The following is a 25,699-nucleotide window of genomic DNA, read 5'->3' as shown; positions in this document are numbered from 1 at the left end:
TTCTAGCTGGCGTTATGATTATTATTCTCACGCCATTTTTCTATCATATCCTTAAGATGAAATCTAGCCCTAGCTAGGTTAGATTTTGATGTTCCTACCGTTATCTCCATCATTTGGGCTATATCCTTGTGGCTGTAACCATCTAGAGAATATAATGTAAACACCATACGATAACGATCTGGTAGTTTTTGGATCATTCCTAGAAGTTCATCCATTGTCAAGCTTTCATCATCTTCAACTTCTAATTCTACATCTTTAATTTGTTCTTCGTCTTCTAGTTTATAAATTTTTGTTCCTCTGTATCTTTTAAGAGCTTCATTAATTGCTATTCTCTTACACCAGCCTTCAAAAGATCCCTTATGACTAAACTGACCTATTTTTTTAAATATTGTTATAAAAGAGTCTTGCAAGATATCTTGCGCATCTTCCTGATTTGGGGCGTATTTGAGTGTACTAGCGTATAACTTACTAGCTAGACGTTCATACACTTCTCTTTGCGCCTTGCGATCTCCTTGTGCACATGATATGATAAGCTCTTTTTGAACCACATTATAAATTTATTCCCTTACAGGAACGGTCATTTCAATATAAGTAGGCAACCCATCGGCATCCAATCCGTTAAAAAATTTAAACACATAACTACCGTTACTGGCAGCTATAAAGTTTAGATTAACCTCTTCCTCAATAACGTTGTTAGGGTTATTTTCTGCAAAACAATCATTTGCGTTATAAACCAATACAGGTGTTACCGTTCTTTCATTTAAAGTAGGTATCACCTCAAATCCTGAAAAAACAAAGCATTCTGCAGGTTTTTCTATTTTTAAAGTAACTATATGCGTCGTTCCAAAATCAAGGGTGTCTGGCATATTTACTTCAACCACCTTAGCCGCAGAATAAGCTATCTGTGGACCATCATCTTCAATAGAACACGATACTATTGATAACACAACAAAAAGGGATAACAATAAAGATTTCAACTTCATATTCAAATTACATTTCTATACTATAGATGCATATCTATATAAAAGGTTGCGTGAAAAAATAAAAAAATAAAAAACCAGCTGTAATCTACAGCTGGTCACAAAGTTACTATTATTTAAATGTTGTTATGAAAGACTATCTTTAATAGCATTCATGATTTTCTCTTCAAGCTCGTCGACTAGATCTGGGTTGTCTTTCAAAATAGTTTTAACCGCATCACGACCTTGACCTAATTTTGTGTCTTCATAGGAGAACCAAGAACCTGCTTTTTTCACGATTTCATATTGAACACCTAGATCAATAATTTCTCCTAGTTTAGAAACACCTTCACCGTACATGATATCAAACTCGGCAGTTTGGAAAGGTGGTGCCACCTTATTCTTAACTACTTTTACTCTAGTTTTATTACCTAATACAGAACCTGAACTATCCTTGATTTGAGTAGATCTTCTTATATCTAATCGCACTGATGCATAAAACTTCAATGCGTTACCACCGGTTGTTGTTTCAGGATTTCCAAACATCACACCGATTTTTTCACGTAATTGATTAATGAAAATTACTGTACAGTTAGTTTTTGAGATAGTACCTGTCAATTTTCTTAAAGCTTGTGACATTAAACGAGCATGTAATCCCATTTTACTGTCTCCCATCTCACCTTCTATTTCGCTTTTTGGAGTAAGCGCCGCAACCGAGTCAACAACAATGATATCGATAGCACCTGATCTTATCAGGTTGTCGGCAATTTCCAAAGCCTGCTCTCCGTGGTCAGGTTGAGAAATAATTAGGTTATCAAGATCTACACCTAGTTTCTCTGCATAAAACCTATCAAAAGCATGCTCTGCATCAATGAATGCTGCAATTCCACCTGCTTTTTGCGCCTCGGCAATAGCATGTAGGGTAAGTGTTGTTTTACCAGAAGATTCTGGCCCATAAATCTCAATTACCCTACCACGAGGATAACCACCTACACCCAAGGCAGAATTAAGAGCTAGTGAACCAGTAGGTATAGCATCTACTTCTTCAACCACTACATCTCCCATTTTCATCACCGCACCTTTACCATATGCTTTATCTAGCTTATCAAGAGTAAGCTTCAGCGCCTTTAATTTTGCTGCTTTTTCTTTATCGTCTGCCATTTGAAATATTTTACGTAAAAATAAAGGGAGATTCAAGCATTTGCAACTGGAATTCAATAAGATTATTAACTACTATAATTGAGTGCTTAAATGAAATAAATTATGTTATTCCGCTTTCGCGAAAGCGTAATTAAAACAGAGAAAATGAATCATTAAAAGACTATTTTTTATCTAAGAACTTCATTACAAAAATGAGTTTTGTTTCACTCAAAGAATAACAATACCTTTGCAAGCTCAACACTATTAACTGTTTATAGCATGCAACTGTACAACAAATTAAGTGCTGAAGAAAGAAGAACTATGATACGTGAGGCTGGTAAAGAGCGCCTTACGATTTCTTTCTATCAGTATGCCCGATTAGGAAATCCAGAATTATTTAGAAATCATCTTTTTGTCGCATTTGACAATTTAGAAATATTAGGCCGTATTTATGTAGCCCATGAAGGTATAAATGCGCAGCTCTCTATTCCTGCTGATCGTTTTATGGAATTCAAGAACTTTCTAGACGATATCTACTTCCTAAAAGATATAAGACTAAATATCGCTCGTGAACAAGATAACGAAAGCTTTTTAAAGCTAAAGGTCAAAGTGCGTAACAAAATTGTTGCCGATGGCTTAAACGACGAGACTTTTGATGTGACCAATAAAGGTCAACATGTCAATGCCGAGCAGTTTAATGCCCTTATTGAAGATCCAAATACGATTCTTGTGGATATGAGAAATCATTATGAAACTGAAATCGGCCATTTTAAAAATGCTTGGACTCCAGATGTAGATACTTTTAGAGAAAGCTTGCCAATTATAGAAAACGAGATCAAGCAACATAAAGAAGATAAAAAACTGGTAATGTATTGTACTGGTGGAATAAGATGTGAAAAAGCCAGTGCCTATTACAAGCACAAAGGATTTAAGGATGTATACCAATTAGAAGGTGGTATTATCGAGTACCACAGACAGGTAACAGAAAAGGGATTAGAAAATAAATTTAGAGGAAAAAACTTCGTTTTTGACCAAAGGTTGTCTGAAAAGATTGGTAATGAGGTTATTGCTAACTGCCACCAATGTGGCGAACCATGTGACACTCATACAAACTGTGCTAATGATGCTTGTCACTTGTTATTTATTCAATGTGATTCCTGTAAAGAAAAGTATGAAAACTGTTGTAGTCAAGAGTGTAATGACATTATCCAACTTCCTTTGGAAGAGCAAAAAAAACTACGCGCTGGACACTATAATAGCAACAATATTTTTAAGAAAGGTAAAAGCGAAAAGCTTAAGTTTAAAAAACATGTTTAATTAGTAAAAAAAGGGCTTTCAAAATTGAAAGCCCTTTTTTAATGATTTAATTATACATTTATTTTTTCTTCATAATTTTTCTTATTCCTATTCCTAATGCTGCAGCAATAGCCAATGCTATTCCAGGAATAAAAGCGACGTCTTCAACCGTGTCATCAAAACCTGGTTGAGCCATTACAATTGAGTTGCTTACTAATAGTAGTATAAGCGTGATATATAACTTTGCTTTCATGTTTTGATTTTATTTTATGACGATTTTTCTTGTTGTTGAATCTGTTCCGTTACTCACTGTTACGAAGTAAACTCCTGCTGTTAAATTGCTCAAATCACTTATTGTAATTCCATTAGTCGTTACATGAGTATTAATAGATCTGATTTTTTGTCCTAAACTATTAAATAGTAAGGCTGATAATTCATTATTACCTGAATTACTTACCTCTATATGTAATTGATCTCCATTTACAGGATTAGGATACAACCTTAGATCTTGAGCAAATGTTGATTCTTCAGTAGATAAAGTAACCGTTTGAAAAACTAGTTCAAATCTGTTAGGATTGATAGTATTTACATCATTAAAGTCTACACTAAAGAATACATTTGTTGTAGCGTTATTAGATACAGGTGTTAATTGTCCTGTAAACGTATCTTTAACAAAGACATCCAGATTTGAAAGCTCGTTAATAGAAACTTGCATAGTATAATCATTAACCTGATAATTAGATAAGTTTAAAGCCACAGTTTCAGAAGCTGTAGGAAGTGAACGTCGTTCAACTGCAAGTTTATTGATGCCTTTTTGTACGGCGATATTTGCGTTTAATCCATCTAATTTAACGGCATCATTATAGTCTACATTATCACTGTGCTGGTTATCAAAATGAATGTACATCCCATCACTTTCCGAAAGATTATTATTTAATCTTGAAGTTTGAAATAATTTGATTCCTACGAAACCGTTTAATGGATTTGATCTAAAAACATTCTGATTTGACGTACCAGTCACCTTGTCTGACTCACTTACTGTTAAACTAGTAGCTCCAGTCGCTGCAGCAAAAAACACAGCTTGACCTGGGTCTAAAATGTTACTAGCTGTACCTGCAGTACCAGTACCAGAACTTATATTAATCGCAGTGTAATTACCTTTTACTCCTAATGTAGGATCCCAATAATACATATCAACTCCAGTATTAGCCGGTGAAACTGAAGCCATATCAATTTTGGCCTGATAAGGATTTGCCATGGCAAAGAATTCTCCATCTGCTATAGTAGGTGTCATGTTCATATCTCCAGTATACAGCGTTCCTGTAGCTCTTAATGTTGTGGCTGTTTGAGCTGCGTTATTATTACTTAAATCAGTCGCTCTATCACCTCTTACATATAATCTATAGTAGGTTCCAGTATTCAATATTTCTGAATTAGTATTTGTAACAGCGTCCCATGACTGAGTTCCATCATTCCACTTAAACATACTTGGATTACCTGTTGGTGTTTCATCATGACCAGAGGTAGCGTTTACACTTCCTATTGTTCCTGTCGTTCCGGTCACATGAACTCCAAAACCGGTACTATTGTTACCAGATTCTTGCCAGCTATCAAAAACTGTTTCCCCAGAAACGGATGAACCAACAAAACGGAAGGCTCTATTTGAAGCAGGTATATAACGCTCTACATTTACATTACCACTTATTGAAGCTCCTGACCCTAATGGAGCTAAAACTGCTGTTCCCGAAGCATCACTTTTAAAGGTTAAACCTCCATTTGTTGTTAAATTACCATTTGCGACAGTAAGTGTTCCTAATAGATCTTGAGTACCACTTAAATTAACGTTGTTTGTATTATCAATTGTGAGATTATCGATGATACCTGTACCAGAAATATCTTGTGCACTAGAACCATTTAAGACTATTGCATTTGTACCTAGTAAACTACCATTATTAACTAGGCTACCATTTATTAATAAATCGCCTGCACTCGCATCTAACGATGCTCCAGACTCAACAGTCACATTACCAGCTGTTATTCCTGATGATAAAGCAGCAGTAGATCCAGACTGAATTATTAAGTTATCATTACCTGTAATATTTCCTTCTGGGTTATTACCGCCCATCCATGATGAGCCATTCCATGTATAATCTGTACTAGCTACCTGTACTCCAAAATCATCAACGAATAAATCAAAGTCTGACGAACTAGCGCTACTTGCCTTCGCTATTATACCGAATCTAACTAAACCTGAATAGGAAGATAAATCAATGGTAATGGAATCACCGTTGTTTGAAGGTTCAGTTCCTTGTGACCAATTTTGCAACACATTAGAAGATGACCAGGTCACACCGTTATCTGTTGAGATCAAAAGACTAACTGAGTCAGTGGCTTCGAAGCTTGCTGAACCTGTACCATTCCATACAGTCGCTCCGATATCAAAAATTAATTCATAATTATTACCGGTGCCTAAATCGTACGAAGGGCTTATTAACCATTGCCCAGTTGTATTTGTATACATATTATATTTGGCTGAATTTGATGAAGTCCCATTCAAGTAATCATCCTCTGTCCATGCAGAAGATCCAAATGACAATGAAGTGTCTATCTCACCAGTAGCTTCTTCCCAACAATTCGGTAAATAAACTGAGAAATCTTCTATCGTATTTGGTGTTAACGGCGCACATGTGGTTGCAAAGCTTACTACACTAGACCAATCACTAGTTTCTGTAGGAGAGCAAACTGCACGTATATAAATATCGTAATCAGTTTCAGGAGTTAAACTAGAAAGAGTATAAGGATTTGAATTTACACTTACTACCGTACCTGTTCCTTGAGTAAATCCGCTAGCTCCGTATTCTAATTCCCATTCAGTTTCACCATTTATTGCACTCCAAGTGATTTGTGCAGAACTTGAAAAAGGAGCTACAGATAAATCCGCTGGCATGATACAATTAGGTGCCATCGTAAATGAAATATCATCTAGATAATAACTATCGTAAGAACCTGTTTGTCCATGTTTTATTGCCATATAAGAATCTGTTCCTGCTGGAATTACCACGGTTACATTTTCAAATGATGATGATGTTAGCGTTACTACCTCAACAGAAGTAAAGGTAGCAGGGTCATTAGCATCTGTAATTGTTCCTATTTCTAATTCTTGACCCGTTGATCCTTTTACACCAAATGATACTTGAATTCCATCAGTTGTTAGTTCAGCGATTTGTGGAGAAATCAACATATAGGTCCCTGTAGTATTAAAACCATTATAAAGACGGAATGATTTATTACCTGATTGGACATTGACTGCAGAATTGTCATAAACATAAGCAGCACCAGAGCCTGAATCTATCATATTCCAGCAGTCTGGCGCATTCGATGAAGATGTGCTTCCCGTTGCTGTTGACTCAAACCCTTCGGTAAAAGGCACATTGAAAATCAAACATGATGTCGTAAAACTATAAACGCCTGACCACGAACTCGTATCCGTTAATGAACATTTAGCCCTTACATAAACGTCGTAATTCGTGTTTGCTGTTAAACCTGATAGAGTATAAGGATTGGTGTTAGCTACTACAACAGTACCAGTACCTTGCGTAAAGCCACTAGCTCCATATTCTAATTCCCATTCAGTTTCACCGCTTCCACCGCTTGTCCATGATAAATCTATACTATTGGAATCTATATTACTTCCATCTAAAGAATAAGGTTCTGAACATGCAGGTGTTTCTCTTACTCTAAGCTGGCTAAAATGGAAGTAAACATCCTCTGTGTCATCAACACTACCGTCGGTTCCATAAAATGCAAATTGAACTGGTCCTGATAGAGATGAAATGTCATAAGATAGGTATTCTCCCGTATCAGATGGTTCATTCCCTTGAGTCCAAGACTGTAACGTAACCCACGTATTACCACCATCAACCGAATACACAAAAGCTACTAAATCATCTGATCCTAAACTTGCTCCAGAACCACTGTTACCATTTTCGGTCAATGCTACTGTAATATTAACTTCAGTTGCATTGGATGTCGTTACATCAATTAATGGAGACAATACCCAATCTGACCTATTGTCTGTATATAAATTAATAGCATTACTAGGAGTACCACCGTAGTTAGATGAATACCATAATCCTGATCCTAAATTACTTGGGCCAGTTGCTAATGTTCCATCGCCTGCTTCGTTCCAACAATTGTCTGAGAGATTTGCAGGTATTGCTGCGTCAAATTCTAAACTAAAAGCGCTACAAAGAGTTGTGAAACTTTCACTTGAAGACCATTCACTTGAATCAGTTGGTGAACATACTGCCCTTACATAAACATCATAATCAGTATTTGCCGTAAGTCCTGATAAAGTGTATGGGTTGCTATTAGTTGACACTATGGTACCTGTTCCTTGAGTAAATCCACTAGCTCCGTATTCTAATTCCCATTCAGTTTCACCGCTGCCTCCAGAAGTCCAATCTAAGTCTACAGAGGTTGGTGTTATAGCACTTGCACTTAATAAGCTAGGGCTTAAACAAGAAGGTGGCACAGGAACAATGATTTGAAATGAAGCTTCCAATTCTAATTCTGGTGACCCTGGTTCCCAATTAGAACTTAAATCATTCGTTGATGTATCGCTGGGCGAATTTCCACCGTTATCACCTATTACCGATCCGTATGCAGTCACAGAAATAGTCGTTCCATCCCAACCGTCAGAGTATTGATCATAACAATTTACATAATAAGTTCCTGGAGCAATAGAAATGTCTTGATTTATTAATCCTGCGCCATTACTATACGATCCATCACCTTGACCCCAAACTTGAGTTCCACCACCATCCACAGCTGTGGTTATACTAACCCATTTCTCGTTAGGAAAACTTCCTCCAGAGGTTGTTATATTAATAGTCGATTGCGACAACGCGTAAAAAGAAATAAAAGAAAATAATACAAGTAGTTGTGCTTTCATATTCAATAGTTTTTGAAAGAGAACTTTAAAGAAACAACTATTACCATTAATTGTTAATTTTATATTAATAAAATAGATGAAAACACCTTTTAGTAAGATTAAAAACACAATACTTCAAACCATTTATATACTTTCTTGTTTATATTTAACTAATACATTAATTAATTTCCACAAAACCGCCGTTTTTATTAGAGAAAATTATTTCACTACTTACGTAGTCAAAAGCTATAAGAATTGTTAATAATTACCTAAAACCAGAAAGCAATGGTAAACGAGATGAAAAAAAGTGAATTTCGTTTTATCTTGAACCACATTAAATAAAACACTATGCGCTGCACATTAACAGTCCTCATTTTTTTCCTTTCTTCCACTTTGCTTTTTGCGCAAAATCTTACCAACCTAGAATTTAAAAACATTGGCCCTACTGTTATGTCTGGACGTGTAGTGGATATTGATGTGAATCCACAAGACCCAACCGAGTTTCTTGTAGCCTATGCAAGCGGTGGTTTATGGCATACTACAAACAATGGTACTAGTTTCTCTCCTATAATGGACAATGCCATTACCATAAACTTAGGCGATATCGCTGTCGACTGGAAAAATAAAACCATATGGGCCGGCACCGGAGAAAACAACGCTAGTAGAAGCAGCTATGCTGGTGTAGGAATTATTAAATCATCCGATTGGGGAAAAACATGGAGTACACCCATGCTCAAAAATAGTCAACACATAGGTCGCATTATAATTAACCCTGATAATCCAAACAATGTTGTGGTTGCTGTTACAGGTCCATTATATTCTTTAAGTGAAGAAAGAGGAATGTACAGTACCATGGATGGCGGTAAAACCTGGAATAAAACGCTATACATTGATGATAAGACTGGTTTTATTGATCTAGCTCATGATCCTAACAACTTTAATACCCAATACGCTACTAGTTGGGAAAAGGATCGTAAAGCATGGAATTTTGATGGCGCTGGTAATGGAAGCGCGATTTACAAAAGTGAGGATGCCGGCCTTACCTGGACTAAAATATCGACAGTAAATAGTGGATTCCCTACTGGAATAGGTGTAGGACGTATAGGCCTTTCTGTATTTGATGATAACACATTATACGCTATTCACGATTCACAATTTAGAAGAGATAAGAAAGATGGAGATAACGCTTCCGCGAAAGCGAACTCAAAAAAAATCAATAAAGAGGACTTTAAGTCAATGTCAACCGATGATTTCTTAAAACTTGATAATAAAGTACTCAATGCTTTTTTGAAGGAGAATGGATTTCAAGAGAAGTATAGAGCAGAAAGCGTTAAAAACCTGATACAAAAAGGTGAAGCAACGCCGGCTGACGTTGCACTATATCTAGAAGATGCAAATAGCCAACTTTTTGACACACCTGTTAAAGGTGCCGAGCTGTATCGTAGCGATGATGCAGGAAAAACATGGTACAAAACACATGAAGGACAAATTGATGATGTTTTCTATAGCTACGGTTATTACTTTGCCCAAGTAAGAGTAAATCCTAGAGACATCAATGAAGTTTATATAATGGGTGTTCCCATAATTACCTCAAACGATGGTGGGAAAACCTTTAAAAACATATCACGTGAAAATGTTCATGCAGATCACCATGCTCTATGGGTAAACCCTAACAAGCAAGGCCACCTTATAAATGGTAATGATGGTGGTGTAAACATTTCTTACGACAACGGTGAAACCTGGATCAAAAACAATACACCTAGTGTAGGTCAATTTTATGCTATTAATTATGACCTAGAAGAGCCTTATCATGTTTACGGTGGTTTACAGGATAACGGTGTATGGGTAGGATCACACACTGCTCGTGAAAATAGAGCTTGGCATCAATCAGGTCAGTATCCTTGGGAAAGTATAATGGGCGGTGATGGTATGCAAATTCAAATTGACAATAGAAATAGTAATATCGTATACACAGGTTTCCAATTTGGAAATTACTTTAGACTTAATAGAGAAAACGGTGATCGCACTTACATCCAGCCTAAACATAAGTTAGGAGAAAGTCCTTATAGATTTAATTGGCAAACTCCTATTCTTTTATCCTCTCATAATCAAGATATTTTATATTTAGGAGGCAACAAATTAATGCGCAGTCTAGATCAAGGAGACACGTGGACAGCTATTTCGCCAGATCTTACTAAAGGTGGTAAGCCAGGTAATGTAGCTTACGGCACAATAACAACTATAAGTGAATCAAAGTTTGAATTTGGACTTATTTACGCAGGTACAGATGATGGACTTGTACAACTTACGAAAAATGGAGGTAGCAATTGGGAGCAATTAGACGGTCCATGGCCTAATGACCTATGGGTAAGTCGTGTAACAGCAAGTTCACATAAAAAATCAAGAGTATACGTTACTCTTAATGGATATCGATGGGACGATTTTCAATCTTATGTATATAAAAGTGAGGATTATGGTAAAACATGGGAACGATTAGCCACTTCGATACCTGGGTCGCCAGTTAATGTTATAACAGAGCATCCTATGAAGGAAAACTACTTGTTCATAGGAACTGATAATGCAACTTATGCAAGTTTAGACCAAGGTAATACTTGGACATTGTTATCAGGTGGTATGCCACCAGTTGCAGTTCATGATATAAAAATACAACCACAAACAAATGATTTACTTATAGGAACTCACGGTAGATCTATTTACTTAGCAAATTTAAATGCTCTAGACCTTGTAGGTACAGAGTTTAAAATGGCATCTATTGAGGATCTAAGATTCTCTAGAAGGTACGGCAGTCGTGGATTCTTATGGAGCAATGGCCCAACTCCAAAAATCCAAATTTCATACTTCAACCCTACTGCTGGAAAAGTTAATCTAGAAATAAAAAACGAAGCTGGTAAAACTATCTATGAGACCGCTTTTACTAGTGATCAAGGATTGAATTTTTATACCTACGACGGTAGTATAAGTAAAGCTGGGCTTAAGGCATTTAAAAAAGAAGATCGCCCTGATCCTGCTCAAAATGGTGTGACCTACTTACCTAAAGGCACTTACACAGTTCACTTGTCAGGTAATAGTGGTAGTAGTAAAGAAACTCTTGTCGTTAAGTAATCTATAACTATACCGCTGCTATAAAGGAATTTACTAATTTTGCATTATGCAAGAAACGAACAGACAGAAGAAGATAGCTGGTATTCTACAAGAGGACCTTACACAGGTCATACAGAATATCATGAGAAAGAATGCGGTTAAGAACCTCATCGTTTCAGTAACAAAAGTGCAAGTAACTCCCGATTTAGGATATGCTAAAGTGTTTTTATCTGTGTTCCCAGCAGACAAGGCAGAAACTGTGGTAAAAGAAATAAAAGAATTAGGAAGTAGCATAAGGCATGAAGTTGCATCAAAGGTTAGACATCAAATGCGACGTATGCCCGAACTACAATTTTTTAATGATGATTCCCTAGAGTACATGGAGCAATTAGAGAGAGAACTCAAAGGCGAGAACAATCCTATTGAACAACCTGACACTCTTCCTAGACGTAAAAAACTATAGTGTCTCTATCCTCCTTTATTGCAAGACGGTATTTGATATCAAAAAATGGTAAAAACGCCATTAATATTATCAATATACTTAGTTTTATAATTACTGTAGTTGGATCTGCATCACTATTTATTGTGTTGTCAGGGTTTTCAGGTTTAAAGGATTTTAGTACCCAGTTTTCAAGTTATTTTGATCCGGACTTGTCTATTTTCCCCAGTCATGGTAAAGTTGTTGAAATTCCGCTTTCGCGAAAGCGAACTCTAGAAAATCATCCCTCGATCCAATTAGTTTGTCCCGTAATAGAGGAAAAGGCTTTTTTAAATTATCAAGATAAAAACGATATCGCTTATATCAAAGGTGTTCCCGATGAATACATTGATATGGTGAAAATAGATTCTATTCTATATTACGGCTCTTGGTTAGGAAAAAGTAATGCTCAAATTGTAGCCGGACAAGCTATAGCATCAGACCTATCCTTAAGTGTCAATGACTACAGTGAATTTTTACAAATCATGGTGCCCAAACCTGGTAAAGGAGCCATTACCGCTTTAAACATTCAGAGTTCATTCAACACACTAGATGCTATTGCCACAGGTACCTTTAGCATCAATGAAAATCTAGATAATAAATACGTGTTTATGCGATATGAAGCGGCACAAAAGTTACTAAACATGCCAGATTCTATGGCTAGTGCCGTTGAAATAAAACTAAGTTCTTACGAAAGTGAAAATGAAGCTCGTGAATTGATTAAGGATATGTACGGAGACAGCGTAGTAGTAAAGAATAAGTTCCAGCTGAATGATGCTTTGTATAAAATGTTGAATTCTGAAAATCTTGCGGTCTACCTTATTTTTACTTTAGTACTAATTATCGCCTTGTTCAATGTGATAGGTGCTATTATCATGATGATATTGGACAAAAAGCAAAACCTAAAAACTTTACTCGATTTAGGTGCGAGCGTGCACGAATTACGCAGGATATTCTTTATTCAAGGTAGCTTGATGACAATTACTGGTGGTGTCTTAGGATTATTAATTGGTGTTGCTGTTGTTTATTCGCAGCTGGAATACAAATTAATTTACATAGCTCCACAGTTACCTTATCCAGTAGCTATGCGATGGGAAAATATTGTAGTAGCTTTTGGAACCATAGCCATTTTAGGAATAATTGCCAGCTACGTAGGGTCCAGACGTATTAATGATCGCTTACTTTCTCAGGCAAAACTATAATCACCAAATTTATCCAACACCTCGTCTAGCGCATCATATACTCCTTGAGCATCGTCGCTGGTTACCATCTTCATGCGATATTCTTTGAAGTTAGGAATACCTTTAAAGTAATTGGTATAGTGTCTTCTAGTTTCAAAAACTCCCAAGTGCTCACCTTTCCAGGCAATGGACATTTCTAGGTGACGTCTAGCAACTTTAACACGTTCTTCCATGGTAGGTTTTGCCATGTGAGTTCCATGTTCAAAATAATGTTTTACTTCCCTAAAAAACCAAGGATATCCTATACTTGCTCGACCAATCATCGCTCCATCAAGACCATATTGATCACGCATTTCCATGGCGCGTTCTGGAGTATTTACATCACCGTTTCCAAATACCGGAATATGCATTCTAGGATTATTTTTAACTTGAGCGATAGGTTCCCAGTCTGCATTACCCTTATACATTTGCGCTCTGGTACGTCCATGAATGGAGATTGCCTTAATACCTACATCTTGTAAACGCTCAGCAACCTCGACAATTTTAATGGAATCATGATCCCAACCTAATCTTGTTTTTACCGTTATAGGAAGCTTGGTGTGTTTTACCATAGCCTCGGTTAGTGATACCATTAAATCGATATCTTTTAATATACCAGCACCAGCTCCTTTAGAAACTACTTTTTTAACAGGACAGCCGAAGTTGATATCGATAATATCCGGTTTAGTTTGTTCAACTATTTCAACACTCTTGAGCATTGAATCTAGATTAGCTCCAAAGATTTGAATTCCCACAGGACGTTCAGCCTCGTAAATATCAAGTTTCATTGTACTTTTTGCGGCATCTCGTATCAATCCTTCACTAGAAATAAATTCTGTGTAAACGACATCGGCGCCATTTTCTTTGCACAAGGCTCTAAAAGGCGGATCACTCACGTCTTCCATAGGGGCAAGAAGAAGAGGAAAATCTGGTAATTGTATATCTCCAATTTTAGGCATACTGCAAAGGTACTATGTATTTTAAAACTACCGTTAATTAGGTTTAAGTATCAGTAATACTTGTATTTTTTTATCTGTTATAAATTTGTGATATGTTTTATAGTTATTCTAACATATAGCTTCAACAGATGAGATTAATTTTCGCTCATGAAACAAATTTTATCAATCGTAGCCATTCTTCTTGTAGCTATAAGCTGTAAAAACGAAGCGCAAAAAGTGGAAACTCAGGAAAAAGTTTCTATAGTAGAAAATCAAATGCCCAAAGTAGACTATTCTGCCTATCCAGAAGAACTCATTAAGGTTTTTAAAGCACATGGTGGATTAGAAACTTGGAAAAGCATGCGTAGCATGACGTATCAATTAAATGAGCAGTCTACTGTAACAGACCTACAAAGTCGAAACATACTACTGGAAACAGACAACTATATGATAGGCGGTAATGATGGTAAAGTATGGATCGCACAAGATAGTACTTTTTTTGATCCAGGTAGGGCTAGATTCTATCACAACCTTATGTTTTATTTCTATGCCATGCCATTTGTATTATCTGACGATGGTATTAATTATTCGCCAGCAGATTCTCTAACTTATAAGAATGAAACTTTCCCAGGTATCAAAATAAGTTATAATGAAGGAATAGGTGATGCACCTGACGACAATTATATTCTCTATTACGATCCTTCTAGCTATGAAATGAAGTGGTTAGCTTATACTGTGACCTATGGTAAAAATGAAGAGTCCAACAATTATAGCTTTATTAAATATGAAGACTGGAATGAAGTAAACGGGTTACTACTACCTGTAAAATTACAATGGTACACCGTAAAAGATGGGAAACCAGATACTCCTAGAGGTGATGCCCGTGTTTTTGAAAAAATTGACGTAGACAATGCTCCAATGGATAATGGTATGTTCAAAAAACCAGAAAATGGCATTTATGTTGACTAAAATAAATGACGTACCTTTCATAGAGTAAACTAACTCAATACATTATGGAAGGAATTAGATATTTTATTTTAGGAATATGTATTCTTATTGTCGTTCTTTTAGTAGTTACATACATGAAGAATAAAAAGAAAAGAAGACTTAGAAAATAAAGAAAGCTGGCTACTAGCCAGCTTTCTTTTTCTTTAGACTAATGATATCTTTGCTTGACTTGCTTATGCAGTAAAAAATCAAACTGGACTATGAAATACAACCCAATTAATCCACAATTATTCATTAAAAACCGCAAAAACTTTATGGGGATGATGAAACCATCAAGCCTAGCTGTTTTTAATTCAAACGATATTTTCAAAACAGGTGCAGACAGCACCATGCCTTTCAAACAACATAGGGACATCTTTTACCTTTCTGGGGCTGATCAAGAAGACACTATTTTGGTACTTTTTCCTGATTGTCCAGACCCTAATTTAAGGGAAGTACTTTTTGTGACCGAGACCAATGAGCACATAGCTATTTGGGAAGGAGAAAAATTAACTAAAGAAAAAGCTACTGAAATAACCGGTATTACAAGTGTTTTTTGGCTTAAAGACTTTGATAAAAAGTTTTTTGAAATGATGACTATGTGTGATACGGTTTATTTTAATACAAACGAACACTATCGTCAAGCAGTGGAAATGGAAACACGTGAAGATAGATTTATCAAAAAATGTAAATCTCAATTCCCTGCTCACAATTATGCTAAAAGTAATCCTATTTTACAGAGATTGAGAGCTATAAAAGATCCTATTGAAATTGATCTATTAAAACACGCTTGCGACATTACAAATGCTGGTTTCCGTCGTGTATTAGATTTTGTAAAACCAGGAGTTTGGGAATATGAAATAGAGGCAGAATATCTTCATGAGTTTATAAAATCACGCAGTGACGGATTTGCCTACACACCTATTATCGCTAGTGGCAATAATGCAAATGTTCTTCATTATATTGAAAATAATAATCAATGTAAGGATGGTGAATTAATACTTATGGATGTAGGAGCTAGTTATGCAAATTACTCTAGTGACATGTCTAGAACCATTCCTGTAAATGGAACGTTTACTAAACGTCAAAAACAAGTGTATAATGCTGTTTTAAAGGTTAAAAATGAAGCTACAAAAATGCTCCTACCTGGAACAATGTGGAAAGAGTATCACGTTGAGGTGGGAAAATTGATGACTAGTGAATTAATTGATCTAGGATTATTAGATAAGGCCGATGTACAGAACGAAAACCCTGAATGGCCTGCCTACAAAAAGTATTTCATGCATGGTACATCGCACCACATAGGGTTAGATACTCATGATTACGGTATACTATGGGAACCTATGCAAGCAGGAAATGTATTTACCGTAGAACCTGGAATATATGTACCAGAAGAAGGATTTGGAATAAGATTAGAAGACGACGTCGTTATCCAAGAAAGCGGAGAACCGATTAATTTAATGGAAAACATACCTATTGAAGTTGAAGAAATTGAAGAACTAATGAATTAATATAATTAAAAAACCGAAAGTCTAATATTTAAACTTTCGGTTTTGTTTTTTTTCACTGTTCAATTTCTTTGCTCTCAGTCTTTTTAACTTAGCAATTTTAGGAATAGCTGTCTTCTTACGCTTCTTTTTTCTTTGACTTGCGCCAGCGAGCAAATTGATTAATTTTTTAAGGACAAGCTCTTTATTTTTAGCTTGACTTCTAGATTCTTGACAGCTTATTTTGATGCTGCCTTGTTGAGTAAGCTGACTTTTTAGGTTTTCTAAGATAGTTTGTTTTTCCGCTTCCGCGAAAGCGTAACTATTAATAACATCAAACTCTAATTGAACCTTTGTTGCCACCTTATTAGCGTGTTGACCACCAGGGCCACTACTTGCAACAGCTTTAAATGTTACCTCGTTTTTAATTTGTTCAACATTCATTACCTAAGGTGCGCTGGTTTGAGTAAATCATTAACAGTTTTAACTGGATTAAAAGTAGAAACAGGAACCTCTACAAAAATGGTATTCCAATAAGCCATTGAGCCATTCCATAATCCAGGAAGCTCTTGTGCTTTAAGCTTAAAACCAAACCTAGATTTTAGGGTAATAAAACCCATTTCTGGGTCACAATATTTTTGTAGATCAAATTTATCTCCTTTATAATCACGTACACAGCAAACTATATCAACTGGATTAAAATGAGTACATTCTTTAGCAATGTTTTTTTGTTTCTCATTTTCTTTATTCACCTGTGCGCTTTCCACAATTTGTAAATTAATTCCGTAACTAGATTTTACCCAAAACGGACCACCACCTGGTTCTCCTTCATTTTTAACCATACCGCACACTCTTAATGGTCTGTTTAAACAATCTATCAGGGTTTCTATCTGATTTTGGAAGGAATACTTTGAAAAATCCTTAGGTAAAGCCGTTCCTATTGAGCTTTCTAGAAAATCTACAATATGTGAAATATCAGTAATAGTTCCATTTAATAATTGATTTAAATAGGAATCTATTTGTTTCTTGTATGTGACTGCTATACCTGCAAGGTATTTTTTAAAATATGCAGATTCTTGATGCATTGCTGTTGTAGTGACATTATCAATGTTTTTAATAAAAATAAGATCGGCATCAATTGCATTCAGATTTTTTAATAATGCTCCATGCCCAGCTGGTCTAAAGAACAAACCACCTTTATCATCAAGTATGGGCTGGTTATTTAAATTTACTGCAACTGTATCGGTAGCTGTATCTTGAAACGAAAAATCTACTACAAGCTTCTTTTGAACTCTTCTTTCAATGTGGTCCTTAATAGCTTCTAATTCATCTAAAAAGTCCTTGTGGTGATTAGGTGATACCGTAAAATGGAGTTTAACCTGATCATTAACACTTGCGTAACCAGCTGTCTCGCTTAAGTGTTCTTCAAAAGCTGTACGTACATAGCTACCATAATCATGAAATGGGATTAAACCTTTGGGTTTACTTGCATAATTTGCACCATTCTCAGACAAAAGAAATTTTATGAATTCCAATTGTTGTTGATACTTTTTCAACCCTTCATAAATTGGATTTTGAGCCTTTAGTTGCTGTTCAATATCTCGGTAAAAAGGGAATTTTTCAAGGGCGACAAGAAAGGTGAATAACTGGTCGCTCTTAGTTTTATTAATATAAGCATTTAAGCTAATTTCATCAGGATTGTAAGAGTGTAAAAATTCATGGAGAAATTTAAACATTCTAGTTGCAGCACCACTAGCAGGAATAAAATTCACCTTTTCAAGGTTCTCGCCTAGTTGTTCATATTTATATATATACTCTGCTTGCTCCTGATCATTGTGTTTATTAATCCCATCATTTAAAGTAGCAGGCCTGTCTAAATCTAATTTAGGAAATCCCTTTCTAAATCGATCAATTTGTTCATTAACTTGATCTATGGAAATACCTTTTTCTTTTAGCTGTTGTATTTGGTAGTCAGTATAATTCATTTGTTAAATAGATAAAGAATCTATAGCAGCGATAGCATTTTTTAATCTTTCAGATCCCTTTCCTGAAATACGTTTATAGGGCTTATTAAATGTTTGTAAAGCGGATTCAAATTTATGAAACATTTCTTCTCGCTCTTCTGGTTTGTCCCTTAAATCATCCTTAACCCAACTAATATCCACATCCATCAATAAATATAAATCATAATGAGATTCATGAATAGCCTTTTCAATCGACAATGGAACTTGATTAAAATAAGCTAAACTATAAACATAGGTTTCTAAGATGTCTGTATCACAAAAAACATAATCAGATCCCTTTAATGTTGCCTGATTCTCAAGATTTCTTTGACCTACTGCAATAGGTTTAAGATCCTGTAATGTGCAAACGTGTTTTGACTCATCCCACTTTCTTTGCAAGTATTCTCTTGCAAATTCTGGGATGGAAATTGAGTTGTAATGAAGCGCTAGTTCTCGTGCGATAGTACTTTTTCCTGTACTCTCTGGACCATAAAGTACTATACGCTTGCCTTGATAATTAAGTTGTTTAGGTATTTCTTCCATGCATAAAATCCAGCCACAGCCATTATCAATAAAAATAGGTATAAAAATGCACTAAAAGTGTAACCCTTATAAAAATATAAAGGTATTGAGATAAAATTACCTATGCCTAGAACTAACCAATGCTCTAACTTCCTTTTTGCCATCAACCACATTCCTGCAAAAAACAATCCTGTCGTTACCATGTCAATGTAGGATACTACATTTTCCATACGATTTGTAGATACATAAAGAATATAGATGCACAATGCCGCGAATATTGAGATTGTAATAGCTCTAATCCATTGCTGTTTTGAAGTCAAAGAGATTTGAAGTTCTTTGTTATTCTTCCCTCCTTTAATCCAAAGATACCAACCGTATATACTCATAATTAAATAGTACAAGTTTATAACGGCATCTCCCAATAAATTCCAGTTTACTAACAAGTAAGTAAATATGGCAGTGCTTACAATCCCAAAAGGAAACACTAAAAAGCTGTTACGATAAGAATAAAGCACACTTACAACGCTAGCCACAACAGCTGTCAACTCAAGTACTATGTGAGTGCTTGAATACTCAGAATACTGGGAAAATAAGAAATCAATAACTTCCATTAAAAGAAAGGTTGGTAGTCACTACGATCAGATTTTACCAGTTTCATGTAAACAAGAACCGCTTCTTGATTATCAAAACTAGTCTCTATAGCATCAGTCAAAAATTCCATTAATGGTCTATAATCTCCATAAATTTGAGTAGAAAGTGGGTTTTCTAGAATCTTAAAGGGTGAATTACGCAAGGTTTTGATAAACTCGATTATGAGTTGCTCATATCCATCTTGTAAAGGGGACATGGTTAATTCTATAGAAACTTTCATAGTTGATTTTATTGCAAACTTAGTCCATCCATTCCACATTTTCCTCAATCGCAGTTCCTACTACGCACAAACTAGCACCGGCAGTAAACGCTCGTTCAATTTGACTTACATCACGCAATCCTCCACCTACTATTATAGGCAGTGAACAACTACTCTTTACTTTTTCAATAATACCAGCTGCAACAGGTATGACAGCACCGCTACCAGCTTCTAGATAAACTAGTTTGTGCCCCAAAAGTTCTCCAGCAACCGTTGTCGCTGTGATTAATTCTATATCTGTTTGCTTGTAGGGTTGTGAGTTCGTAACACGTTGTACAGCTGTAGACTTTCCTCCATCAATCAGTAAATAAGATGTAGGGATGGTAACTATCTTATGTTGTTTTATGAAAAGTGCACTTTTAATTTGTTCTTCAATGAGGTACTGCGCATTGCGACTGCTCATGAATTGTAAATACAGCAAGGCGTCACAATGAATAGAGACTTGCTCGTGAGATCCAGGAAAAATAATTACAGGTAGCGTAACTAGACCTTTAAATTCCTTTAACCATTTATCTAGATCAATTTCCATAGTGCTACCTCCTATAAAGAAAAACACCTCATTTAGGTTCAATTTCTTTTTTAAAGAAAATGCTTTTTTAGATATCGCTTTCGCGAAAGCGTAATCAACAGCAGTCTTTTCTGGATCAATTAAAATGGCTAACGATCTACCTGACTTAATGCGAGATACCCAATCCATAAATTAAGCAGGAATAACGTAAACCATCATAAAGTTCTCAAAACCCAAATAAAACAAGTCGTAATAACTTGATTCACCATTAAAATTAATGCTACAGCGTGACTTAGGATGAGAAAAATCGATAGGTTCTACCTGACAATGAGCTTTAAATCCCAATCCCTTTGACCCATACAATTTGTACATCGATTCCTTTGCACCCCAAATGATGGTCAGTAATTTGACTTGTTGTGAACTATTATAAACACAGGTGTTTTCGTATTTGATAAACTTTTTAGCAATGCGTTTAATTTTCTCTCTTTTTTTCTCAATATCGATCCCTACAGGAGCATCGCTCACTATTATTGCCGTGAACTCATAACTGTGCGTTATTGAGATGAATTTTCCATCATTAAGATGCGGTTTACCTTTATCATCATAGAACAAATCAAGGTCTGTATAACCAGCTACATGTAATAAATGACGTATACTCAAGAAACCTCTTCTATGTAACTCTGAGCTCATGGTCAACAACCGTTGTTTACTGTTTTCACTTAGGGTAATTCCCGAGCGTAACTGGGCTTCAGTTTCTGTGATTTTCCAAATATGAACAACCGTGTTGTGTCTGTTGTTAAGGGTTTTGTAAAGAGGCATTAATATGGCAGTTTTTTAGTAGCTTTGCTGCCGCAATTTAATAAATAATAAAGGCTTGTAAATTACTGATTATAAACAGTGTTTTTATCAAACAAGCTTAAATATTTTACAATTATGAGTGATACAAAAGTACCTTATGTTCCTTACAAAGTAAAGGACATGTCACTAGCCGAATACGGTCGTCTAGAAATTGAACTAGCTGAGGCAGAAATGCCTGGTTTAATGGCGTTAAGGGAAGAATATAAAGATGAGCAACCTTTGAAAGGAGCTCGCATCGCAGGATGTCTACACATGACAATTCAAACTGCAGTTCTTATAGAAACTTTAGTTGCCTTAGGAGCTGATGTAACTTGGTCTTCTTGTAACATTTTCTCTACACAGGATCATGCTGCTGCTGCAATCGCTGCTGCTGGAATTCCTGTATACGCATGGAAAGGTATGACTGAAGAAGAGTTTAACTGGTGTATAGAACAAACTTTGTTCTTTGGTGAAGATCGTGAACCGCTTAACATGATATTAGATGATGGTGGTGATTTAACGAACATGGTTTTTGATGAGTATCCAGAGTTAGCTAAAGGAATCAAAGGTCTTTCAGAAGAAACTACAACTGGAGTACATCGTTTATACGAACGTATGAAAAACGGAACTCTTGTAATGCCTGCTATTAACGTAAATGACTCTGTTACCAAATCAAAATTTGATAACAAATACGGATGTAGAGAAAGTGCTGTTGACGCCGTACGTAGAGCTACTGACACGATGCTAGCTGGAAAGCGTGTTGTGGTTTGTGGATATGGTGATGTAGGTAAGGGTACTGCTGCTTCATTCCGCGGTGCTGGTTCAATAGTTACAGTGACCGAAATAGATCCTATTTGTGCTTTACAAGCGGCGATGGATGGTTTTGAGGTGAAAAAGTTAGAATCGGTTGTTGGTAATGCTGATGTTGTAATAACTACTACTGGAAACAAAGACATCGTAAGAGGTGAGCATTTTAAAGCAATGCGTGATAAAGTGATTGTTTGTAATATTGGACACTTTGACAACGAGATTGATGTTGCCTTTTTGAATGACAATTACGGAGATACTAAGGTAGAAATCAAACCACAGGTAGACAAGTATACTATCGATGGTAAGGATATTATTTTACTTGCAGAAGGTCGTTTAGTAAACCTAGGTTGTGCTACTGGTCACCCTAGTTTTGTAATGAGTAATTCCTTCACTAACCAAACTTTAGCTCAAATCGAGTTATGGAACAACAGTGAAAATTATAAAAATGAGGTTTACATGTTACCGAAACATCTCGATGAAAAGGTAGCTGAATTACACTTGCAAAGAATAGGTGCAGAATTAACTGAACTACGTCAAGACCAAGCAAAATATATAGGTGTAGAAGTTAAAGGTCCATTCAAACCTGAATATTACAGATATTAAATTATCTTAATTAAGAAAATTTTAGCTGAAAAATTAAAATTAAATACGTTACATTGCGACATTATGTATAAATTAATGTGTTTAAGTTTTGATTTTCAATTCACTAAATGCACTAAAAAGATTGAAGCAGTATGACAATAATTGAAGAAGCTCGTGAATGGTTAGACAGCTCTATGAGCAACATGTCAACAAGTGACCGCGTACACGCATCGAGAGAAGCTAAAAGGCTTGTACTAGGAGTTAATGATTTATTTAAGGAATCTAAGGATCCTGAGTTAATGGAATTAATGAAAGAACTTACAGCTAAAAAGCAGAAAATCGAGAAGCGACTTAATCCTAAAATACAAGTGTAATCTAAGAATATTAAAGCCCAGTTTTTTAAACTGGGCTTTTTATTTATTCGTTTTTAAATTATTTACCATCCCACATATCTTGGTGGTTTTATTCCCTTCATATTAATATAAACAATCAATTGTCCTCTATGATGAGTAACGTGATCTTGAAGCAGATTCAAGATTTGTAATTTAGATTTTTTACCCGCAAAGAAATCTACCTCGACCGATAATTCAGACTCTGAAGTCGATTCAATTCTTTGATAAACCTCATCAAAAGTTGCTTCTAACAACTCTAGGACCTGCTGCTTACTTAAGTTAGGATCATAGGTTTCCCTTTCAAATTTTTCATTTGAAAAGTAACTTGTACTCAACCATTTCATATTACCAATTACATGAAGTAATTGTCCTTTAAAAGTCATCTCTCGTTCAGTAGGTCTATAATTGTATAACTCCTCTGGCATTGATTGAGCTATTTCTACTAAATATTCTTTTGAATTATTCCATTTTTCAAGAAAAGCACCTTTTACCGTAGATTGTTGTGCCATAATTAGGTTAGTAGTTACTATTAGTAGTGCTGTAAGGAAAAGTCTCATAATTATATAAAGTGAGCGATTATAGCAATAAGCCCTACTGCAAAGCAGTAATATGAGAAGTAATGTAGTTTTGCTTTTTTAACTAACTTAATCATCCATTTACATGCTATCCATCCTGTTACAAACGCAGCTATAAAACCAGCAATTAAAGGTAAATTTTGATCTGCTTGAAATTCTATTTTACCACCTAAGAGATCTTTGGCAATTTTCCCAAATATTAAAGGAACAACCATTAAAAATGAAAACCTTGCAGCTTTAGTCCTGTCGTTTCCTAATAGGACACTAGTACTAATAGTAGCACCGCTACGGGAAATACCAGGTAACATTGCAATTGCCTGAGAAACTCCAATTATTACAGCATCTTTCCAAGAAACATTTTTATTTGTATCCCTTGCTTTACCAGCCAGGAACAGCAGTAAACCTGTAATAATAAGCATAAAGCCTACTAATAATACATTACCTGAAAAAAGGGACTCTAGTTGCTCTTCAAAAAATAAACCTACTATCACCGCAGGAATCATTGACAATACAATTTTAAGAGCAAATAGAAACTCTTCATTCCATTTAAATTGAAATATGCCTTTAAATAATTCAAAAATGTCCTTTCTAAAAACAATAATAGTGCTCAATGCTGTTGCAAAATGTACAAGAACTGTAAATAGTAAATTTTCATCTGGATCTTGTACTTGCGTGTCTAAAATTGCTTTTCCTAACTCTATATGGCCACTGGAAGACACTGGGAGAAACTCAGTAAGACCTTGTATTACTCCTAGAATAATCGCATCAACTAATTCCATTACTTATCTGGGTTTAATAAAATAGCATAAACCTCAATACCAAAGCCTAGAATAACAATTGCCGGAGCTAACCTGATTCTTCTCCATGAGAATATTTCTTCATTAAAAACATTAGGATCACTAGAAGCGCCTCCAGACATTAAGATGAAACCTGTAGCAATTACTACTAGACCTATAATCATCCATAAGTAGTTTTTCTTTTTAAACAGGAACTCTACTTTAGGCTTCAAGTTTTGCTCGTCGCTTTTGATATCTTTCTGATCGTTATTCATATGTGAAATAGTTGATTAATAATAGAGTTGATCTGTTCTTAAATTTAAATATCTGGTCGTGGCAAAAAAGGTGCTTATCAAACTGATCAATAGTCCAAAACCAATAACACCAGCAATCAATAATCCAAGCATCTCATAATTTTCAAGAATACTTAATTCAGGCACTAATCGGTCTGCATAATAAACTACAACCGACAAGGCAGCAAGAGCTAAGATAGAACCGATTAAACCTAGCTTTAAGCTAGTCCAAATAAATGGCCTTCTAATAAAACCTTTTGTTGCGCCAACCATTTGCATAGTTTTGATGGTAAAACGTTTAGCGTATACAGATAATCTAATCGATGAATTAATCAATAAAAACGCGATTAAAACAAAAACACCACTCAAGATAAGCATGTAAAATGAAATCTTTTTTACATTTTGATTAAGTAAAGACACCAGTGGTTTGTCATATCTAATCTCTTGAATATAAGGTTTTGAAGACAGTTCTTCTACAATAGTATCTATATCAGTCTGTGTAACATATTGAGCATTTAATCGTATATCAATACTATTCGGTATCGGATTAAAACCACCTAATTGTTCCACAAAATTTTCCCCTAAACTCTCTTGAGTTTTCTTTGCACCTTCTTCACTACTTACAAAAACAGCACTTTTTGTATAATCAGCCATTTGTAACGTAGTTTCTAGTTGTTTCATTTCCAAATCCTTTGCAGTATCTTTAAAATAAATACTCATTGGAATTTGTTCCCTAAAATAGTTAGCTAGTTGCTGACTGTTTAAAAGTAAAAAGCCTTGTAATCCTAATAAAAACAGTACCAAAAACAAACTTACCACCACCCAAAAATAGGAACTAAATAATCTGCGTTTTTGATAACTTGACGGGTGTGACATATTGATTAAAAATCTTATTAAAACAAAAATAACAAAGTAATATTTCCCTATACTTATTTTATTTAGTTAATGCTA

At 35.4% G+C, this 25,699-nt stretch carries 25 protein-coding genes; 8 read left to right on the top strand and 17 right to left on the bottom strand.

Annotation, left to right across the window (positions count from 1 at the left end; genetic code table 11):
* Positions 1-2: 2 nt before the first annotated feature.
* From BST93_RS02005 to recA, 3 genes are all read right to left on the bottom strand, one after another.
* A complete protein-coding gene (locus tag BST93_RS02005) occupies positions 3-548 on the bottom strand; it encodes an RNA polymerase sigma factor (RefSeq protein WP_042276870.1) in 546 nt (181 codons plus the stop codon).
* A 9-nt stretch (positions 549-557) separates the two neighbouring features.
* Positions 558-983: a hypothetical protein gene (locus BST93_RS02000; protein ID WP_042276867.1), complete on the bottom strand. Its 426-nt coding sequence runs from the start codon at positions 981-983 to the stop codon at positions 558-560.
* A gap of 123 nt (positions 984-1,106) precedes the next feature.
* The gene (gene recA, locus BST93_RS01995; RefSeq protein ID WP_042276864.1) at positions 1,107-2,120 is read right to left on the bottom strand and encodes a recombinase RecA; all 1,014 of its coding nucleotides are present in this window, start codon (positions 2,118-2,120) and stop codon (positions 1,107-1,109) included.
* Between the two features lie 258 nt (positions 2,121-2,378).
* On the opposite strand from recA, the gene trhO reads away from it, so the two are divergent.
* Positions 2,379-3,416, top strand: a complete 1,038-nt coding sequence (gene trhO, locus BST93_RS01990; RefSeq protein WP_105017895.1) for an oxygen-dependent tRNA uridine(34) hydroxylase TrhO — start codon at positions 2,379-2,381, stop codon at positions 3,414-3,416.
* A gap of 58 nt (positions 3,417-3,474) precedes the next feature.
* Here trhO and BST93_RS14145 read toward each other — a convergent pair whose 3' ends face one another.
* Both BST93_RS14145 and BST93_RS01985 read right to left on the bottom strand, forming a co-directional pair.
* A complete protein-coding gene (locus tag BST93_RS14145; protein WP_181072526.1) occupies positions 3,475-3,648 on the bottom strand; it encodes a hypothetical protein in 174 nt (57 codons plus the stop codon).
* Between the two features lie 9 nt (positions 3,649-3,657).
* Positions 3,658-8,349, bottom strand: a complete 4,692-nt coding sequence (locus BST93_RS01985; protein WP_105017894.1) for a fibronectin type III domain-containing protein — start codon at positions 8,347-8,349, stop codon at positions 3,658-3,660.
* 327 nt (positions 8,350-8,676) lie between these two features.
* Here BST93_RS01985 and BST93_RS01980 point away from each other — a divergent pair, with 327 nt between their 5' ends.
* From BST93_RS01980 to BST93_RS01970, 3 genes are read left to right on the top strand one after another with little or no spacing between them, the layout of a single operon-like run.
* The gene (locus tag BST93_RS01980) at positions 8,677-11,451 is read left to right on the top strand and encodes a WD40/YVTN/BNR-like repeat-containing protein (RefSeq protein ID WP_105017893.1); all 2,775 of its coding nucleotides are present in this window, start codon (positions 8,677-8,679) and stop codon (positions 11,449-11,451) included.
* A 46-nt stretch (positions 11,452-11,497) separates the two neighbouring features.
* Positions 11,498-11,893 carry a 30S ribosome-binding factor RbfA gene (gene rbfA, locus BST93_RS01975; RefSeq protein WP_042276856.1) on the top strand — a complete coding sequence of 132 codons (396 nt, stop codon included), beginning with the start codon at positions 11,498-11,500 and terminating at the stop codon, positions 11,891-11,893.
* Positions 11,893-13,110 (top strand): ABC transporter permease, encoded by a 1,218-nt coding sequence (locus BST93_RS01970; protein ID WP_105017892.1) that lies wholly within the window; start codon positions 11,893-11,895, stop codon positions 13,108-13,110. Before rbfA ends, BST93_RS01970 begins: the two co-directional genes overlap by 1 nt.
* On the opposite strand, the gene dusB is transcribed toward BST93_RS01970, so the two are convergent.
* The gene (gene dusB / locus BST93_RS01965) at positions 13,095-14,087 is read right to left on the bottom strand and encodes a tRNA dihydrouridine synthase DusB (protein WP_042276852.1); all 993 of its coding nucleotides are present in this window, start codon (positions 14,085-14,087) and stop codon (positions 13,095-13,097) included. The genes BST93_RS01970 and dusB overlap by 16 nt on opposite strands.
* A gap of 147 nt (positions 14,088-14,234) precedes the next feature.
* On the opposite strand from dusB, the gene BST93_RS01960 reads away from it, so the two are divergent.
* Positions 14,235-15,035: a DUF6503 family protein gene (locus BST93_RS01960; protein WP_105017891.1), complete on the top strand. Its 801-nt coding sequence runs from the start codon at positions 14,235-14,237 to the stop codon at positions 15,033-15,035.
* Between the two features lie 239 nt (positions 15,036-15,274).
* Positions 15,275-16,564, top strand: coding sequence for an aminopeptidase P family protein (locus BST93_RS01955; protein ID WP_105017890.1), 1,290 nt, complete (start codon positions 15,275-15,277; stop codon positions 16,562-16,564).
* Positions 16,565-16,585: 21 nt separating this feature from the next.
* Here the strand turns inward: BST93_RS01955 and arfB are convergent, their stop codons facing one another.
* Genes arfB through BST93_RS01920 form a run of 7 tightly spaced genes read right to left on the bottom strand, consistent with a single transcriptional unit; the run spans position 16,586 to position 21,302 of the window.
* Complete coding sequence (gene arfB / locus BST93_RS01950) at positions 16,586-16,984, bottom strand: alternative ribosome rescue aminoacyl-tRNA hydrolase ArfB (RefSeq protein WP_060523530.1); 399 nt, start codon at positions 16,982-16,984, stop codon at positions 16,586-16,588.
* Positions 16,984-18,525: a DUF4301 family protein gene (locus tag BST93_RS01945; RefSeq protein ID WP_105017889.1), complete on the bottom strand. Its 1,542-nt coding sequence runs from the start codon at positions 18,523-18,525 to the stop codon at positions 16,984-16,986. Before BST93_RS01945 ends, arfB begins: the two co-directional genes overlap by 1 nt.
* A gap of 3 nt (positions 18,526-18,528) precedes the next feature.
* A complete protein-coding gene (locus BST93_RS01940; RefSeq protein WP_105017888.1) occupies positions 18,529-19,086 on the bottom strand; it encodes an AAA family ATPase in 558 nt (185 codons plus the stop codon).
* The gene (gene pnuC / locus BST93_RS01935; protein ID WP_105017887.1) at positions 19,041-19,676 is read right to left on the bottom strand and encodes a nicotinamide riboside transporter PnuC; all 636 of its coding nucleotides are present in this window, start codon (positions 19,674-19,676) and stop codon (positions 19,041-19,043) included. The genes BST93_RS01940 and pnuC overlap by 46 nt, the downstream gene beginning before the upstream one ends.
* Positions 19,676-19,936 carry a hypothetical protein gene (locus BST93_RS01930; protein WP_105018131.1) on the bottom strand — a complete coding sequence of 87 codons (261 nt, stop codon included), beginning with the start codon at positions 19,934-19,936 and terminating at the stop codon, positions 19,676-19,678. Before BST93_RS01930 ends, pnuC begins: the two co-directional genes overlap by 1 nt.
* Positions 19,937-19,955: 19 nt before the next feature.
* Entirely contained in the window at positions 19,956-20,672 is a 717-nt protein-coding gene (locus tag BST93_RS01925) for a geranylgeranylglyceryl/heptaprenylglyceryl phosphate synthase (RefSeq protein WP_105017886.1), read from the bottom strand.
* A gap of 3 nt (positions 20,673-20,675) precedes the next feature.
* Positions 20,676-21,302: a 4'-phosphopantetheinyl transferase family protein gene (locus tag BST93_RS01920; RefSeq protein ID WP_105017885.1), complete on the bottom strand. Its 627-nt coding sequence runs from the start codon at positions 21,300-21,302 to the stop codon at positions 20,676-20,678.
* Positions 21,303-21,416: 114 nt separating this feature from the next.
* Between BST93_RS01920 and ahcY the strand changes: the two genes are divergently transcribed.
* Together ahcY and BST93_RS01910 are read left to right on the top strand one after the other, a co-directional pair.
* Positions 21,417-22,733 (top strand): adenosylhomocysteinase, encoded by a 1,317-nt coding sequence (gene ahcY, locus BST93_RS01915; protein ID WP_060523524.1) that lies wholly within the window; start codon positions 21,417-21,419, stop codon positions 22,731-22,733.
* Between the two features lie 131 nt (positions 22,734-22,864).
* Positions 22,865-23,086 (top strand): hypothetical protein, encoded by a 222-nt coding sequence (locus BST93_RS01910; RefSeq protein WP_042276832.1) that lies wholly within the window; start codon positions 22,865-22,867, stop codon positions 23,084-23,086.
* 62 nt (positions 23,087-23,148) lie between these two features.
* On the opposite strand, the gene BST93_RS01905 is transcribed toward BST93_RS01910, so the two are convergent.
* From BST93_RS01905 to BST93_RS01890, 4 genes are read right to left on the bottom strand one after another with little or no spacing between them, the layout of a single operon-like run.
* Positions 23,149-23,661 (bottom strand): DinB family protein, encoded by a 513-nt coding sequence (locus BST93_RS01905; RefSeq protein WP_105017884.1) that lies wholly within the window; start codon positions 23,659-23,661, stop codon positions 23,149-23,151.
* Between the two features lie 2 nt (positions 23,662-23,663).
* On the bottom strand, positions 23,664-24,458 hold the full coding sequence (uppP, locus tag BST93_RS01900; protein WP_105017883.1) for an undecaprenyl-diphosphatase UppP: 795 nt from the start codon (positions 24,456-24,458) through the stop codon (positions 23,664-23,666).
* Positions 24,458-24,730 (bottom strand): DUF3098 domain-containing protein, encoded by a 273-nt coding sequence (locus BST93_RS01895; protein WP_105017882.1) that lies wholly within the window; start codon positions 24,728-24,730, stop codon positions 24,458-24,460. Before BST93_RS01895 ends, uppP begins: the two co-directional genes overlap by 1 nt.
* 15 nt (positions 24,731-24,745) lie before the next feature.
* Positions 24,746-25,624, bottom strand: a complete 879-nt coding sequence (locus BST93_RS01890) for a cell division protein FtsX (protein ID WP_105017881.1) — start codon at positions 25,622-25,624, stop codon at positions 24,746-24,748.
* Positions 25,625-25,699 lie beyond the last annotated feature (75 nt).

It is taken from the genome of Nonlabens tegetincola, from assembly GCF_002954355.1.
In the GTDB taxonomy this organism is placed as follows: Bacteria; Bacteroidota; Bacteroidia; order Flavobacteriales; family Flavobacteriaceae; genus Nonlabens; species Nonlabens tegetincola.
This window is presented reverse-complemented; position numbering and strand designations above follow the sequence as displayed.

Bases quoted from the DNA above. Each gene is read 5' to 3' on its own strand.
- BST93_RS02000 (WP_042276867.1), bottom strand. From the start codon at position 983: ATGAAGTTGAAATCTTTATTGTTATCCCTTTTTGTTGTGTTATCAATA.
- recA (WP_042276864.1), bottom strand. From the start codon at position 2,120: ATGGCAGACGATAAAGAAAAAGCAGCAAAATTAAAGGCGCTGAAGCTT.
- trhO (WP_105017895.1), top strand. From the start codon at position 2,379: ATGCAACTGTACAACAAATTAAGTGCTGAAGAAAGAAGAACTATGATA.
- BST93_RS14145 (WP_181072526.1), bottom strand. From the start codon at position 3,648: ATGAAAGCAAAGTTATATATCACGCTTATACTACTATTAGTAAGCAAC.
- BST93_RS01985 (WP_105017894.1), bottom strand. From the start codon at position 8,349: ATGAAAGCACAACTACTTGTATTATTTTCTTTTATTTCTTTTTACGCG.
- BST93_RS01980 (WP_105017893.1), top strand. From the start codon at position 8,677: ATGCGCTGCACATTAACAGTCCTCATTTTTTTCCTTTCTTCCACTTTG.
- rbfA (WP_042276856.1), top strand. From the start codon at position 11,498: ATGCAAGAAACGAACAGACAGAAGAAGATAGCTGGTATTCTACAAGAG.
- dusB (WP_042276852.1), bottom strand. From the start codon at position 14,087: ATGCCTAAAATTGGAGATATACAATTACCAGATTTTCCTCTTCTTCTT.
- BST93_RS01960 (WP_105017891.1), top strand. From the start codon at position 14,235: ATGAAACAAATTTTATCAATCGTAGCCATTCTTCTTGTAGCTATAAGC.
- BST93_RS01955 (WP_105017890.1), top strand. From the start codon at position 15,275: ATGAAATACAACCCAATTAATCCACAATTATTCATTAAAAACCGCAAA.
- arfB (WP_060523530.1), bottom strand. From the start codon at position 16,984: ATGAATGTTGAACAAATTAAAAACGAGGTAACATTTAAAGCTGTTGCA.
- BST93_RS01945 (WP_105017889.1), bottom strand. From the start codon at position 18,525: ATGAATTATACTGACTACCAAATACAACAGCTAAAAGAAAAAGGTATT.
- BST93_RS01940 (WP_105017888.1), bottom strand. From the start codon at position 19,086: ATGGAAGAAATACCTAAACAACTTAATTATCAAGGCAAGCGTATAGTA.
- pnuC (WP_105017887.1), bottom strand. From the start codon at position 19,676: ATGGAAGTTATTGATTTCTTATTTTCCCAGTATTCTGAGTATTCAAGC.
- BST93_RS01930 (WP_105018131.1), bottom strand. From the start codon at position 19,936: ATGAAAGTTTCTATAGAATTAACCATGTCCCCTTTACAAGATGGATAT.
- BST93_RS01925 (WP_105017886.1), bottom strand. From the start codon at position 20,672: ATGGATTGGGTATCTCGCATTAAGTCAGGTAGATCGTTAGCCATTTTA.
- BST93_RS01920 (WP_105017885.1), bottom strand. From the start codon at position 21,302: ATGCCTCTTTACAAAACCCTTAACAACAGACACAACACGGTTGTTCAT.
- ahcY (WP_060523524.1), top strand. From the start codon at position 21,417: ATGAGTGATACAAAAGTACCTTATGTTCCTTACAAAGTAAAGGACATG.
- BST93_RS01910 (WP_042276832.1), top strand. From the start codon at position 22,865: ATGACAATAATTGAAGAAGCTCGTGAATGGTTAGACAGCTCTATGAGC.
- BST93_RS01905 (WP_105017884.1), bottom strand. From the start codon at position 23,661: ATGAGACTTTTCCTTACAGCACTACTAATAGTAACTACTAACCTAATT.
- uppP (WP_105017883.1), bottom strand. From the start codon at position 24,458: ATGGAATTAGTTGATGCGATTATTCTAGGAGTAATACAAGGTCTTACT.
- BST93_RS01895 (WP_105017882.1), bottom strand. From the start codon at position 24,730: ATGAATAACGATCAGAAAGATATCAAAAGCGACGAGCAAAACTTGAAG.
- BST93_RS01890 (WP_105017881.1), bottom strand. From the start codon at position 25,624: ATGTCACACCCGTCAAGTTATCAAAAACGCAGATTATTTAGTTCCTAT.